The sequence below is a fragment of the Superficieibacter sp. HKU1 genome (assembly GCF_029319185.1).
GTDB lineage: Bacteria > Pseudomonadota > Gammaproteobacteria > Enterobacterales > Enterobacteriaceae > Superficieibacter.
Genome location: NZ_CP119754.1, coordinates 1,973,850 through 1,987,189, shown reverse-complemented (window position 1 = coordinate 1,987,189; position 13,340 = coordinate 1,973,850). Strand labels below are relative to the sequence as shown.

Below are 13,340 nucleotides of genomic sequence, written 5' to 3'. Positions count from 1 at the left end.
TGTAGTCCTTACCGGTAAATGGATTCGTCCCTGGAGAGTTTCCCCAGGCTGTTTCCCAGTTAATTGCGCTGTGTTTCCGTATGAAAGACAGGCAACCGACACTCTGCGCCTCTTAAGCGAGCGACAACCGTGAGGTTGGCGACGTGAACAGTCACGAGGCCATCGGTCATCCCCGGAAAGGCAACACTCTGCCCGTAGCTTAGTCGTCAATGTAAGAATAATGAGTAAGTTACGATGAAAAGAATGTTAATCAACGCAACTCAGCAGGAAGAGTTGCGTGTTGCCCTTGTAGATGGGCAGCGCCTGTACGACCTGGATATCGAAAGCCCGGGCCACGAACAGAAAAAAGCGAACATCTATAAAGGTAAAATCACCCGCATTGAACCCAGCCTTGAAGCCGCGTTTGTTGATTATGGCGCTGAAAGACATGGTTTCCTTCCCCTCAAAGAGATCGCTCGCGAGTATTTCCCAGCCAGCTACAGCTCTCATGGCCGCCCCAATATTAAAGATGTGTTGCGCGAAGGCCAGGAAGTTATCGTTCAGATCGATAAAGAAGAGCGCGGTAATAAAGGCGCAGCGTTAACCACCTTTATCAGTCTGGCGGGTAGCTATCTGGTGCTGATGCCGAATAACCCGCGTGCAGGGGGTATTTCACGCCGCATCGAAGGTGACGACCGTACCGAATTGAAAGAAGCGCTGGCCAGTCTTGAACTGCCGGATGGCATGGGCCTCATCGTGCGCACTGCGGGCGTTGGTAAATCTGCCGAAGCGTTGCAGTGGGATCTGAGCTTCCGTCTGAAGCACTGGGAAGCCATTAAAAAGGCCGCCGACAGCCGCCCTGCCCCGTTCCTGATCCACCAGGAAAGCAACGTTATTGTTCGCGCGTTCCGCGACTATCTGCGTCAGGACATTGGCGAAATCCTTATTGATAACCCGAAAGTGATGGAGATGGCGCGTCAGCATATCTCTGCGCTGGGCCGTCCGGATTTCAGCAGCAAAATCAAACTGTACACCGGTGAAATCCCGCTGTTCAGCCACTACCAGATTGAATCGCAGATCGAATCTGCTTTCCAGCGCGAAGTGCGTCTGCCGTCCGGTGGGTCAATTGTTATCGACTCCACGGAAGCGCTGACGGCTATTGATATCAACTCTGCCCGCGCGACCCGCGGCGGTGATATCGAAGAGACCGCATTTAATACTAACCTTGAAGCGGCTGATGAAATTGCCCGCCAGCTGCGTCTGCGCGACCTCGGCGGTTTGATTGTCATCGACTTTATCGATATGACCCCGGTTCGCCACCAGCGCGCGGTTGAAAACCGTCTGCGTGAAGCGGTGCGTCAGGACCGTGCGCGCATTCAGATTAGCCATATTTCTCGCTTCGGGCTGCTGGAAATGTCGCGTCAGCGTCTGAGCCCGTCTCTGGGTGAATCCAGCCACCACGTTTGCCCGCGCTGTAGCGGTACCGGCACCGTGCGTGATAACGAATCCCTGTCGCTGTCGATTCTGCGTCTGATTGAAGAAGAAGCGCTGAAAGAAAACACTCAGGAAGTGCACGCCATTGTCCCGGTGCCCATTGCCTCCTACCTGCTGAATGAAAAACGCAGCGCGGTTAATGCCATTGAAACCCGCCAGGACGGCGTGCGCTGCGTGATCGTGCCGAACGATCAGATGGAAACGCCGCATTACTCGGTTCTGCGCGTGCGTAAAGGCGAAGAAACGCCGATGCTCAGCTACCTGCTGCCGAAGCTGCACGAAGAAGCGATGGCGCTGCCGTCTGAAGAAGACACGCCGGAGCGTAAACGTCCGGAACAACCTGCGCTGGCAACGTTTGCCATGCCGGATATTCCTCCTGCGCCACCGGTACCTGAAGAAACGGTCAAAGCGGCCCCGGCAACGCAACCTGCGCCAGCCGCCCGTCAGAGCGCTGAAGGCCCGGGACTGTTCTCACGCATTATCAGCGCATTGAAAAAAATGTTTGCCGGTGAAGAAGAGAGCAAACCTGTTGAGCAACCGCCAGTGAAGGTGGAAGAAAAAAAGGAGCGTCCTCAGGAACGCCGTAAGCCGCGTCAGAACAACCGTCGCGATCGTAATGACCGCAACGATCGTCGCGACAACCGTAATGAACGTAACGACGGCAGTGAAGCCCGTGAAACGCGCGAAGATAACCGTCGCAACCGTCGTGAAAAACCGCAGAATGCCGAGACACGCGATGCACGTCAGCCAGCGGCAAGCAATGAAGCTGAGAAGCCAAAAGCGCGTGACGAGCAACAGCCTCGTCGTGAGCGTAACCGCCGCCGTAATGACGATAAGCGTCAGAATCAGCAGGATGTTAACGAGCTTAACCGCGAACAACAGCCGGTTCAGGCAGCCGAGCAGGAAGAACGCGTTCAGACGATGCCGCGCCGTAAACAGCGCCAGCTGAATCAGAAAGTGCGTTTTGACGTCGCTCCGGACGCGGTTGAAACGGCTGAACAGCCAGCCGCTGCTACCGCACAGCCTTCTGCCGCTGCTGAGCACGTGCAGAACACACCGGCTCAGGGTACCGAACTGGCGAAAATTGACCTGCCAGCGGTGGTTGAAACCGCTTCAGAGCAGCAGGATGAAAATGGAGACAACCGCGATAATAACGGTATGCCACGTCGTTCACGCCGTTCACCGCGCCACCTGCGCGTGAGTGGTCAGCGTCGTCGTCGCTATCGTGATGAGCGTTATCCGACCCAGTCGCCGATGCCGTTGACCGTTGCCTGTGCCTCGCCAGAAATGGCATCAGGTAAAGTGTGGATCCGTTATCCGGTTGCCCGCGCGCAGGAAAGTGAGACGGAGCAGCAGGATGCATCCGCACCGATTGTCGCTGAAGTTGAACAGGCTATCGTGGCCGTTATCGAAGAAGCCCAGGCTGAAGCAGCGGTAGAGGTTGCAGAGCCACAGGCTCCGGTTGCTGAACCGCAGACGCCAGCCGTTGAAACGACGCATCCGGAAGTGATTGCTGCACCGGTCAACGAACAGCCACAGCTGATTGCCGATGCCGATGAAGCCACTGCGGAAGAAACTGCGGCGGCGGCAACGCCTGCTGAACCGGTGGTGGAAGCGACCGTAGCGGAAGAGGCACCTGTTGAAGCAACGCCTGCCGTGGAAAAACCCGCTGCGCCAGTGGCTGAACAACCGCCTGCAGTTGATGCTCCGGTTGCCAAACCTGAGGTTGGGTCAGACGTTGTGGCAGAACCAGCGGAAGTGGCTCAAGCGCCGGTGGAGGCTGTCGAGCCAGCACCTGTCGCTAAGCCGCCTGTTGAGATTGCCGAGCCGCAACCCGTCGTTGAGCCAGTACCGGCGGCTAAACCGGCCACCGTTACATCCAGCGCTGAGCTGAAGAAAGCTCGCAGCCACGCCACCGCGCCGATGACCCGCGCTCCTGCGCCGGACTATACGCCGGAAGCACCACGTCAGAGCGACTGGGTTCGCCCATCGTTCGACTTTGATGGTAAAGGCTCAGCGGGTGGTCACAGCGCCACCCACCACGCTACGGCCGCACCAACGCGACCGCAGTCAGCGGAGTAAACCAAAAAGCCGACCTCAGGGTCGGCTTTTTTACGGCCGCTAACCACATCCAGAAAGCGCCTGCCCCGTACGCCTTTGCCCGGTGGCGCATTCGCTTACCGGGCCTACAATTAGCACGTAATCCGTTGATAATAAAATAACACAGGCCGGGTAAGGCGAAGCCGCCGCCAGGCATAACAACGTTTGTAACAGACGGGCTGGGGAGAGTGGTGGCAACGGTGATGGGGATTATTGCGCTGGCGATGCGATTTATGGCTACGCGCCACATGATCATTGCCACGCGTAGCGCACCCAAAAAAAACGCTCCGGCGAACCGGAGCGAAGTGGCGATTATTTATTTAGCTGGAACAGGGACATCCCCTGCATATCACTGAAGGTTTTGTACGATGCCTGAAGTGCGGCCTGCTGCATCATGTAAGACGAGATGGCCGAGTTCCAGTCCACGTCAACCAGATCGCTCATCTGCTGCGCCTGGGACACGGTACGATCGTCGCCCAGCGCATCCAGCGCGTCCAGTTCATTAAGCTGAGTACCGAGTTCCGCACGCACGCTGAGGACGTTGTTAAGCGAGTTTTTCAGACCGCGGTTGGTCTTATCAACCGCGGCCTGTGACTGGGCCTGCGCCTCTTCATCATCCGCTACCGGTGTTTTCAGAGCAGCAATGGCGCTATCCAGCATAGAGAAAATGTTTTTCTCGGAGGCAGATCCGTCCGGCTCGGCAACGGCATTACTGGTGAGGCTGGCAAAAACCTGCGTGCCGGTATGGCCGATGACCATTGAACGCGCGGCATCGACCTGCTGCGTAACGCTGGTATTGCCCCCCGTATAGGTGCCATCCTCCTGCGAGAACGGCGCTTTGTCGGTGTTATAGCCGGCAAAAATGTAACGTCCGTTACCGTCAGTGGAGTTGGCCAGGTTCATGATCTGGTCGCGGATCCCCTGCAAATCCGTCGCCAGCGAGGCGCGGTCGTCATCGCTCAACGTGCCGTTTCCGGCATTGACGATTTTTTCCTGCGCGCTCTGGATGGCTTTCGTCACCTGATCGAGCGTGCTTTCTTCCAGAGATACACGCTGAGTCGCAAAGGTACGCGCCAGACCATACTGGCTATTCTGCGCCTGCGCCTGTGAAACCACTACCGCCTGCGAGGCGGCAATCGGGTCGTCAGACGGTTTGGTCACCCGTTTGCCGGTGGAGATCTGCTCACCATACTTCAGCCATTCGGTCTGCGAGCTGGAGATGCCGCGCATATTTTGCTCGTACATCATTTGAGTGCTAACACGCATTGTTCAGGTTCCTTTAGCGCATGTTGAGAAGCGCGTCGAATAACGTCGAGGCGGTCTGCATCACCTGCGCGTTCGCCAGATAATACTGCTGGTAACGTTGCAGGTTGCCATACTCTTCATCGAGGTTAACCCCGGAAATGGACTGCTGCTGATTGCTCAGCTGAGTCACCACGTTGGTCTGGGTGGTGCTGCTGGTTTTAAGCGTTGAGGTTTTATTACCGATATCGCTCACCAGCGTGGCATAGGCATCGTTAAAGGTTTTGCTGCCGCCGACCTTTTTCGCACTCTGTAAATCCAGCAGCGCCTGGCCGTTACGGTTATCGCTCTCGCCGCTTTCGCTATCGTCGAGGCCCATGGCGATTTTGGCCGGATCTTTAATCGCGGTGCTCATATTAACGATGGCGTCGCTCACCGGTTTCACCGTAAAGCTGTCATCTTTTGCGGCATTGCCGCTGACGGTGACTTTCAGGCCATCAAAGCTGAGCGAGTTATCGCTTTTATCCAGCGTTGGGGTGAAAGAAGTATTATCAGCAAGACGCGTCACCTGCCAGTTGCTGCCGTCATAGGTCACTTTGTAGTCGGTTGCCTGCACGCTGGTGCTGTCGCTGACCGCCGCACTAAGCGCTGCACTACCGGTATTGCGGGTGTTACCGATCACCGCTGGTTTACCGATATTAAAGAAATTGCCGCCCTCATCGCCATTGGCATCAATACCCTTCGCATGCTGCTGATTAAAAGCATCAGCAAAGGTCAGCGCCATCTGGTTAAGCGTATTACGCGTCTGATCCAGATCCTGCGAGCGGAAGGTCAGCATGCCGCCGAGCGAACCGCTGGTCAGCAGTTTCTCAGGAATTTCGATTTTTCCGGCGGTTGGGTCAACATATGCCACCGTGGTGCGTGATGGATCGGCGCTGGACGGTACGGCTGCCAGCTGACGCGCCGTGGAACCCTGCACCAGCGTATAGCCGTTCGCCATCGTCACGTTATAGATGCCGCTATCCTGCACGCTCACTTCGACGCCGACCACTTTATTCAGCTCGGACACCAGCTGATCGCGCTGATCCAGCAAATCGTTAGGCGATGCGCCCGCGCCCACCCCGGTCAGACGCGAAATCTGATCGTTAAGATTGGCGATCTGCTTGCTGTAGTTGTTGATCTGCTCAACGCTGGAGCCGACCGCGATATTGACCTGTTTATCCTGGTCACGCAGATACTGGTCGGTGACTTTAAACTGGTTAACCAGCCCGTCGGCTTTGCCGATCACGGCCTGACGCGCAGAAGGATCTTCCGCGTTGCTCACCAGGGTCTGCATCGAGGAAAAGAAATCTTGCAGCGTCGTTGAAAGTGTATTGGTGCTGCTGGAAAGCATGTCGTCGATTTTCGACATCTGCTCATAACGCGTGGTCAGCCCGGCGCTCTGATTTTGCGCAGAGCGCAGCTGATTGGTAATGAAGGCATCGTATTCACGCTGCACGCCGGAGACATTGGCCCCGTTGCCGATCCAGCCGCCCGCACCCAGAGTGCTGTTCGCCTGGGCAAATACCGTCGTTTGACGGGTATAGCCCGCAACGTTATAGCTGGAGATGTTGTTACTGACGGTATTAAGCGCGGCCTGCGCTGCGCTAAGCCCGCTCATGGCGCTGTTAATCAAACTGGACATGGAGGTTCCTTTTACACTTTCAGACATGAGTCCCGTTAACAGTTATCGGCAGGACGTCACTGAACTTGAGTCGTTTCAGAACAGATTTTCGATATCGTTACCGTAGGCTTTACTGACCTTGTCGCTCATCGCTTTCATCTGCTGGATCATGCTGGTCAACTTGCGGGCATAGGCCGGGTCGGTGGCATAACCGGCATTTTGCAACGCCTGCGCGCCCTGCTCTGCGCTGGACGCGGTCGTCACCGCTGCATAGCGTGGGTTGCGGGTCAGGAGCCCGACATAATCAGAAAGCGCTTCCAGATACGAACTATAAACGCGGAATTTAGCTTTGACCTTTTTGGCTTCGCCATTCTCAAATTCGGTGGTGGTAATTTCGGTTACCGGCCCTTTCCAGCTGGAGGTCGCCTTCACACCGAACAGGTTGAAACTGGGTTCGCCGTTTTCACGTTTGATCTGCCGCTGCCCCCAGCCCGATTCCAGCGCCGCCTGCGCCAGAATCAGGTGATGCGGGATCCCGCTCTGCTCGCTCGCCAGCCGCGCCGGGAGCGAAAGCTGTGCCAGAAAATCTTTACTGTCGCCGGAAAGAGCCGTATCTGAAGATTCCGGTACTTTCGGCAACGCTTTACGCACCATCTGCGTCAGCGTCTGATTCTGATAACTGGTCACCGTTTCAAGGTCGAAGCGCATCGGCGTCTGCGTGGGTTGCTCTGACGGCTGGGATTGCCCCGCCGCCATTTGCTTAACCATCATTTCAGCCAGTCCCAGCCCTTTGCCTGCGGTCATCTGCTGGGCAATTTGCTGGTCGTACATACTGGTGTAAAGCCGCGTTTGATCGCTGCCGAACAGCCCGTCCTTCGGCAATGCCTCACGCATACTTTTCAGCATCATCTGGACAAACATCCCTTCGACCTGACGCGCCACCGGCTTCAGATTCGCCTGCGGATCCTGACCGGTTTTGTTTTTCAGTTCGTTCAGCGACTGCGCATCCCAGGCGGCGCTGGAGAGAAGTTTGCTATCGCTCAGCATCAGATGATTTCCACTTTGGCCCGCAGGCAGCCAGCGCTTTGCATTGACTGCAAAATTGACATCAGTTCCATCGGCGTTGCGCCCAGCGCATTGAGTCCGCGCACCACGCTGTTCAGGTTAGCGCTGGCGTTGACGCTTTGCAGCGATCCACCGCTCTGGCGCAGATCGATTTGCGTTTGCGGCGTGACCACCGTCTGACCGCCGCCAAACGGCGTATCCGGCTGGCTGACATTAGCCTGCCGGTTAACCGTGACCGACAGATTGCCCTGCGCAACGGCGCAGCTATCCAGCGTCACTTCACGGTTCATGACCACCGATCCGGTACGGGAATTGATGATCACTTTGGCATCCTGCGCCATGACGTTGACGCTCATATTCTGGATGTCCGCCAGCGCCCGCACCTGAGAGCTGTTGCTTGCCGGTACCCTGACCTGCACGGTACGGGCATCCAGCGCGGTCGCGCCATAACCACCGTTACGGTTGATGGTATCGGCGATTTGCTGAGCCAATGAGAAATCATCGTCGTTAAGCTGGAGATTGATGGTATTACCGGAGCCAAACTGCGTCGGGATCTCTCGCTCAATCACCGCGCCGCCGGTGATGCGTCCGCCGTTGAGCTGGTTAACCTGCACGCTGCTGCCACCAGCCGCCGCGCCTGCACCGCCGACCAGAACATTACCCTGCGCCAGCGCGTAAACCTGATTATCGACCCCTTTCATCGGGGTCATCAGCAGCGTACCGCCGCGCAGGCTTTTGGCGTTGCCCATTGAGGAAACGACAATATCAATTGCCTGCCCCTGACGACCGAACGGCGGATATTTCGCCGTCACCATGACTGCCGCCACGTTTTTAAGCTGCATGTTGGTCCCCGCAGGCACGGTGATGCCCATCTGCGAGAGCATGTTATTCAGGCTTTGGGTGGTAAATGGCGTTTGCGTTGTCTGATCGCCGGTTCCGTCGAGCCCTACCACCAGCCCGTAGCCGATCAGGGAGTTGTCGCGCACGCCCTGCACGCTGGTCAGATCGCGGATACGTTCGGCCTGCGTCACGCCCGCCACCAGGATCAGGGCAATACCCATCAGGGATTTAAACATAACCACCTCGCTTACATCGGCGATAAATTAAGGAAGAAACGCTGGAGCCAGCCCATATTCTGCGCTTCGTTGATATAACCGTTGCCGACATATTCAATACGCGCATCCGCCACCTGCGTTGAAGCAACCGTATTGCTGCCGCTGATGGTGCGCGGGTTGACCACCCCGGAGAAGCGGATGAACTCAGTGCCCTGGTTAATGGCGATCTGTTTTTCACCCACTACGTGTAAGTTGCCATTGACCAGCACCTGATCTACCGTCACCGTCAGCGTACCGCTAAAGGTATTGCTGGCATTGGCCCCGCCTTTACCGTTAAAGGTATTGCCGCCGGAGGTATCCACATCCGCACGGGCATTGCCAAACAGCCCCTGCAGGTAACGCGGCGTGGTATCAAAGCCAAAATTGGTTTTACCATCACGGCTGGCGTTCGCCGACGAGCTTTTGCTGGCGCTGACGTTTTCCTGGAGCACGATAGTCAGCGTATCGCCGACGTTACGCGGGCGACGATCTTCAAAAAGCGGCTGATAGCCATAGTTCACCGGCTGTGCCGACTGGAAAATGGAGCCGTTGGCTACCGGCAACGGTCCGGGGACGGGCTGTGCCGACGTCGCGCCCTGCACCAGCGGTGTCGAAGGGATCAGAGCACAGCCAGTGACGGACATGGCCAGTACAGCCAGGAGTGAATAACGGTACGCCGCGTATTTTTGCATTGCTTTCATCTTTAAAATCAGAGCGCCAATGTGACAATGTCACATTGGCCGCCTCTTAGAGTTGCGTCAGTTTTTGCAGCATCTGGTCGGTCGTCGACACGGCCTTACTGTTGATTTCATAGGCGCGCTGGACCTGGATCATGCTGACCAGTTCTTCCGCCACGTTGACGTTCGAAGTCTCAACATAGCCCTGGTAAAGCAGTCCCGCACCGTTCAGGCCCGGCGTACTTTCATTCGGCGTGCCGGAGGATTGCGTTTCGGCATACAGATTCTCGCCGAGGCTTTCCAGACCGCTGTCATTCATAAAGGTGGTCAGGTTAAGCTGCCCCACCTGTACCGGCGTTGCCTGCCCCTGCTGGGTGACGCTCACCACGCCGTCACGCCCGATGGTAATGCTCAGGGTATTGGCCGGAATGGTGATCGCAGGCTGAACCTGAAATCCACCTGCCGTCACCAGCTGACCATTCTGATCGACCTGAAACGATCCGTCGCGGGTATAAGCAGAAGTCCCGTCCGGCAACATCACCTGGAAGAAACCCTGGCCTTTAATGGCGACATCTTTACTGTTGTCGGTCTGTGACAGGTTGCCCTGGCTATGCAGACGTTCGGTGGCGACCGGACGCACGCCGGTACCGATTTGTAAACCGGACGGCAGCGTAGTCTGCTCAGAGGACTGCGCGCCCGGCTGGCGAATAGTCTGGTACAGCAAATCTTCGAAAACCGCACGCTGGCGCTTAAAACCATTGGTGCTGACGTTCGCCAGGTTGTTGGCGATGACATCCATATTGGTTTGCTGCGCGTCGAGGCCGGTTTTGGCGATCCATAAAGAACTGTTCATAGGTATCCTGCTATTAGGTCATTGACAGCAACTGGTTAGCCCGCTGCGCGTTCTCATCCACGCTGCTGATAACCTTCATCTGCATTTCAAAACGTCGCGCGCTGGCGATCATATCTGTCATCGCCGCCACCGGTTTCACGTTGCTGCCTTCCAGCACGCCGGACATGACGCGGATACCGGCATCGGCCTGAAGCGTGGCACCGCGCGTTTCCTGGGCCTGCTGCGTCAGACGGAACATGCCATCATCGCCGCGCTGGACTTCGTTGCCGTCGGCTTTCACCAGCTTTAACTTTCCTACTGGCGCAATGGTGTTGGCCGGATCGCCAGGATTGAGAGCGGAAAGCGTACCGTCGGCGGCAATGGTAATTTCTGCCCCTTCCGGCACCACAATCGGACCCGCTTCACCAATCACCGGGTGACCCTGAATGGTTAACTGGCCGGTCGGGCTGACCTGGATGTTACCGTTGCGGGTATACCCTTCGCCGCCATCGGCGGTTTGCACCGTCAGCCAGCCCTCTTCCTGCACCGCCACGTCCAGCGGACGCGAGGTGTAGTCCATCTGGCCGGGCGTCATATCCGCGCCGGGCGTGGATTCGGTCACCAGCGTACGGGTATCCAGAGACAACCCGGTAACCGGCACCGCGCGCAGGGCGTTAAGCTGGGCGCGAAAGCCCGGCGTTGACGCGTTAGCGAGGTTGCTGGCCGTGACCGCCTGCTGATTCATGGTCTGGCTGGCCGCGCCCATCGCGGTATATATTGCGTGATCCATTAAGCTATCCCGTCAGGCGCTTAGCGCAGGTTAACCAGCGTGTTGAGGATCTGATCCTGGGTTTTGATGGTCTGCGCGTTGGACTGATAGTTACGCTGGGCGACAATCATGTTCACCAGTTCTTTACTCAGATCGACGTTGGAGGCTTCCAGTGCGCCATTGGTCAGCGAACCAAAGTTACCGCTGTTGGCGGTGCCCAGCAGCGCCACGCCGGAGGCCTGGGTCGCGGCCCAGATGTTATCGCCCTGAGACGCCAGACCTTCGTTATTGGCAAAGTTAGCCAGTACGATCTGTCCCAGTACCTGCGACTGCTCGTTGGAGTAGTTACCCACCACGGTGCCGTCGTCGTTAATCTGATAGCTCACCAGATCGCCTGGCTTGTAGCCGTTCTGCGAGCTGGCAACAACGTTGTTCGCGCCGGTGTTCTGCTGCATGGAATTAAAGAAGCTGAGGGCGAAGGCCGCCGGGGTTGCCCCGTTCATCGCGCCGGTAGTGACTTCAATCTGCGGCTGTTGATTGGCGTCCTCGTTCAGCGTGCCGTTGGCAGCGTAGTTGTACACGCCTTCCAGTTGACCATTGCTGTCAAAGTTCATCTGCGCGGCTTTCACGACCGCCGCATCAGCCACGCTGGAATCCTGAGTCCAGACATCCCATTTGTTTTCCGCTGTCTTAACGTAATACACGTTGACGTCGTGGGCGTTACCCTGGGTATCAAAGACGGTGATCGCCGCTTTTTTGTTGTAGGTGTCGGCATCGCTGGCGCTGAACGTGGTCTTCGCCGGTACCGCATCCGAGGAGTTCAGGTTGATCTGAATCGCGGCGCTGGTGGTGGTTTTGGCCGACATTAGCGTATTAGGAATAGAAATACCGGTCGGGTTTGCCCCCTGCTGGACGGTAGGCGGCGTGCCGGTTGCCGGATAGCCGGTCAACTGAAGTCCCTGCATGTTCACCAGGTTACGGTTTTCATCCAGTTTGAACTGGCCGTTACGGCTGTAGTAAACCGAACCGTTGGTATCGACCATACGGAAAAAACCGTTCTGGCTGATGGCCACGTCCAGACCACGCCCGGTATTGGTGGTGGTGCCGTCGTTAAAATCCTGAGTGATACCCGCCACTTTTACGCCCAGACCGACTTTAGAGCCGGCGAACATATCGGCAAACGACGCCGTGCTCGACTTAAAGCCATAAGTGGCGGAGTTGGCGATGTTGTTACCAATGACATCGAGGTTGGAGGCCGCAGCATTCAGGCCGCTAACCGCTTGAGAAAAGGCCATAACTTACTCCTGATAAGTAAAGAGGCTTAGATAATCTGCCGAACTTCGTCGAGTGTGGTGGTGCCGTAGGTACCCAGATCCAGCAGGCTACCGTTATCGCCGCGGGTCACGCCCTGCACCAGTGCAAATTGCAGCGGTTGAGCCACCAGCTGCGTCGCGCCGTTGCTGGCGGCGATGCTAACGTTATAAGAGCCTTCCGGTGCCGCAGTCCCGTCGGTTGCGGTGCCGTCCCAGCTAAAGGTATGCACCCCAGCGGTTAACGCGCCGATATCAATGGTCCGCACCACTTTGCCGCTCTTATCGGTAATGGTGGCGGTAACGTTATCTGCCGCCTGCTGAAGCTCCACGCCAAAGGGAGTGGTAGTGCTATTACCGGAAAGTACGGTGGTGCCGGGGATCATCACGCCGTGATCGATAAGCGTTGTGGCCTGTAAAGACTGATTACTATCAATCTGTCCGGAAATCGAGCCGAGGGTGGTATTGAGCTTTTCAATGCCGCTAACGGTACTGATTTGCGCCAGTTGGGTGGTCAGCTCGTTGTTTTCCATCGGGTTGGTCGGATCCTGATTTTTTAACTGCGCCACCAGCAGCGTCAAAAAGCTGCTTTGCAGGTCGGCGGAGCTGTTACCCGTCACCGTACTGGTGCTGGTTGCCGTACTGGTCGTACTGACGCCAGTATTGGTTGGATCGTTTACATTTACAGCGATAGACATGGGCGTTTCCTTTATTGTCCGAGCGTCAGGGTTTTCAGCATCATGCTTTTAACGGTGTTCAGCACTTCTACGTTGGCCTGGTAGCTGCGGGAAGCGGACATGGTGTTGACCATCTCGCCCACCACATCCACGTTAGGCATACGCACGTAGCCTTGCGCGTTAGCCAGCGGATTCCCCGGCTCATACACCAGTTTGTCGGCGGCATCACTTTCAATCACACTGGCAACTTTGACGCCGCCTGTCGCCGCCCCCGCCGCTGCATCTACCTGAAAAACCACCTGTTTCGCACGGTAAGGTTCGCCGTCCGGACCCGTCACGCTGTCGGCGTTTGCCAGGTTACTGGCCGCCACGTTAAGCCGCTGCGACTGCGCGGTAAGCGCGGAGCCAGCGACGTCGAAAATATTCAGTAACGCCATA

At 56.8% G+C, this 13,340-nt stretch carries 11 protein-coding genes; 1 reads left to right on the top strand and 10 read right to left on the bottom strand.

Features of this window, described 5'->3' with window-relative positions; translation table 11 throughout:
* The first annotated feature begins 234 nt into the window (after nucleotides 1-234).
* A complete protein-coding gene (gene rne / locus P0H77_RS09410; protein ID WP_276164616.1) occupies nucleotides 235-3,555 on the top strand; it encodes a ribonuclease E in 3,321 nt (1,106 codons plus the stop codon).
* Nucleotides 3,556-3,885: 330 nt separating this feature from the next.
* Here the strand turns inward: rne and flgL are convergent, their stop codons facing one another.
* The 10 genes from flgL to flgC form a co-directional block, all read right to left on the bottom strand.
* Entirely contained in the window at nucleotides 3,886-4,839 is a 954-nt protein-coding gene (gene flgL / locus P0H77_RS09405; RefSeq protein WP_276164615.1) for a flagellar hook-associated protein FlgL, read from the bottom strand.
* Nucleotides 4,840-4,852: 13 nt separating this feature from the next.
* On the bottom strand, nucleotides 4,853-6,499 hold the full coding sequence (gene flgK / locus P0H77_RS09400) for a flagellar hook-associated protein FlgK (protein WP_276164614.1): 1,647 nt from the start codon (nucleotides 6,497-6,499) through the stop codon (nucleotides 4,853-4,855).
* A gap of 75 nt (nucleotides 6,500-6,574) precedes the next feature.
* The gene (flgJ, locus tag P0H77_RS09395) at nucleotides 6,575-7,525 is read right to left on the bottom strand and encodes a flagellar assembly peptidoglycan hydrolase FlgJ (protein ID WP_276164613.1); all 951 of its coding nucleotides are present in this window, start codon (nucleotides 7,523-7,525) and stop codon (nucleotides 6,575-6,577) included.
* The gene (locus P0H77_RS09390; RefSeq protein ID WP_276164612.1) at nucleotides 7,525-8,619 is read right to left on the bottom strand and encodes a flagellar basal body P-ring protein FlgI; all 1,095 of its coding nucleotides are present in this window, start codon (nucleotides 8,617-8,619) and stop codon (nucleotides 7,525-7,527) included. Before P0H77_RS09390 ends, flgJ begins: the two co-directional genes overlap by 1 nt.
* 11 nt (nucleotides 8,620-8,630) lie before the next feature.
* Nucleotides 8,631-9,329 (bottom strand): flagellar basal body L-ring protein FlgH, encoded by a 699-nt coding sequence (locus P0H77_RS09385; RefSeq protein WP_176917794.1) that lies wholly within the window; start codon nucleotides 9,327-9,329, stop codon nucleotides 8,631-8,633.
* A gap of 55 nt (nucleotides 9,330-9,384) precedes the next feature.
* A complete protein-coding gene (flgG, locus tag P0H77_RS09380) occupies nucleotides 9,385-10,167 on the bottom strand; it encodes a flagellar basal-body rod protein FlgG (RefSeq protein ID WP_276164611.1) in 783 nt (260 codons plus the stop codon).
* Between the two features lie 13 nt (nucleotides 10,168-10,180).
* Complete coding sequence (locus P0H77_RS09375; protein WP_194205740.1) at nucleotides 10,181-10,936, bottom strand: flagellar basal body rod protein FlgF; 756 nt, start codon at nucleotides 10,934-10,936, stop codon at nucleotides 10,181-10,183.
* Between the two features lie 20 nt (nucleotides 10,937-10,956).
* Nucleotides 10,957-12,210 (bottom strand): flagellar hook protein FlgE, encoded by a 1,254-nt coding sequence (gene flgE, locus P0H77_RS09370; RefSeq protein WP_276164610.1) that lies wholly within the window; start codon nucleotides 12,208-12,210, stop codon nucleotides 10,957-10,959.
* A 26-nt stretch (nucleotides 12,211-12,236) separates the two neighbouring features.
* Nucleotides 12,237-12,923: a flagellar hook assembly protein FlgD gene (flgD, locus tag P0H77_RS09365; RefSeq protein ID WP_276164609.1), complete on the bottom strand. Its 687-nt coding sequence runs from the start codon at nucleotides 12,921-12,923 to the stop codon at nucleotides 12,237-12,239.
* A gap of 11 nt (nucleotides 12,924-12,934) precedes the next feature.
* A complete protein-coding gene (gene flgC / locus P0H77_RS09360) occupies nucleotides 12,935-13,339 on the bottom strand; it encodes a flagellar basal body rod protein FlgC (protein WP_276164608.1) in 405 nt (134 codons plus the stop codon).
* Nucleotide 13,340 lies beyond the last annotated feature (1 nt).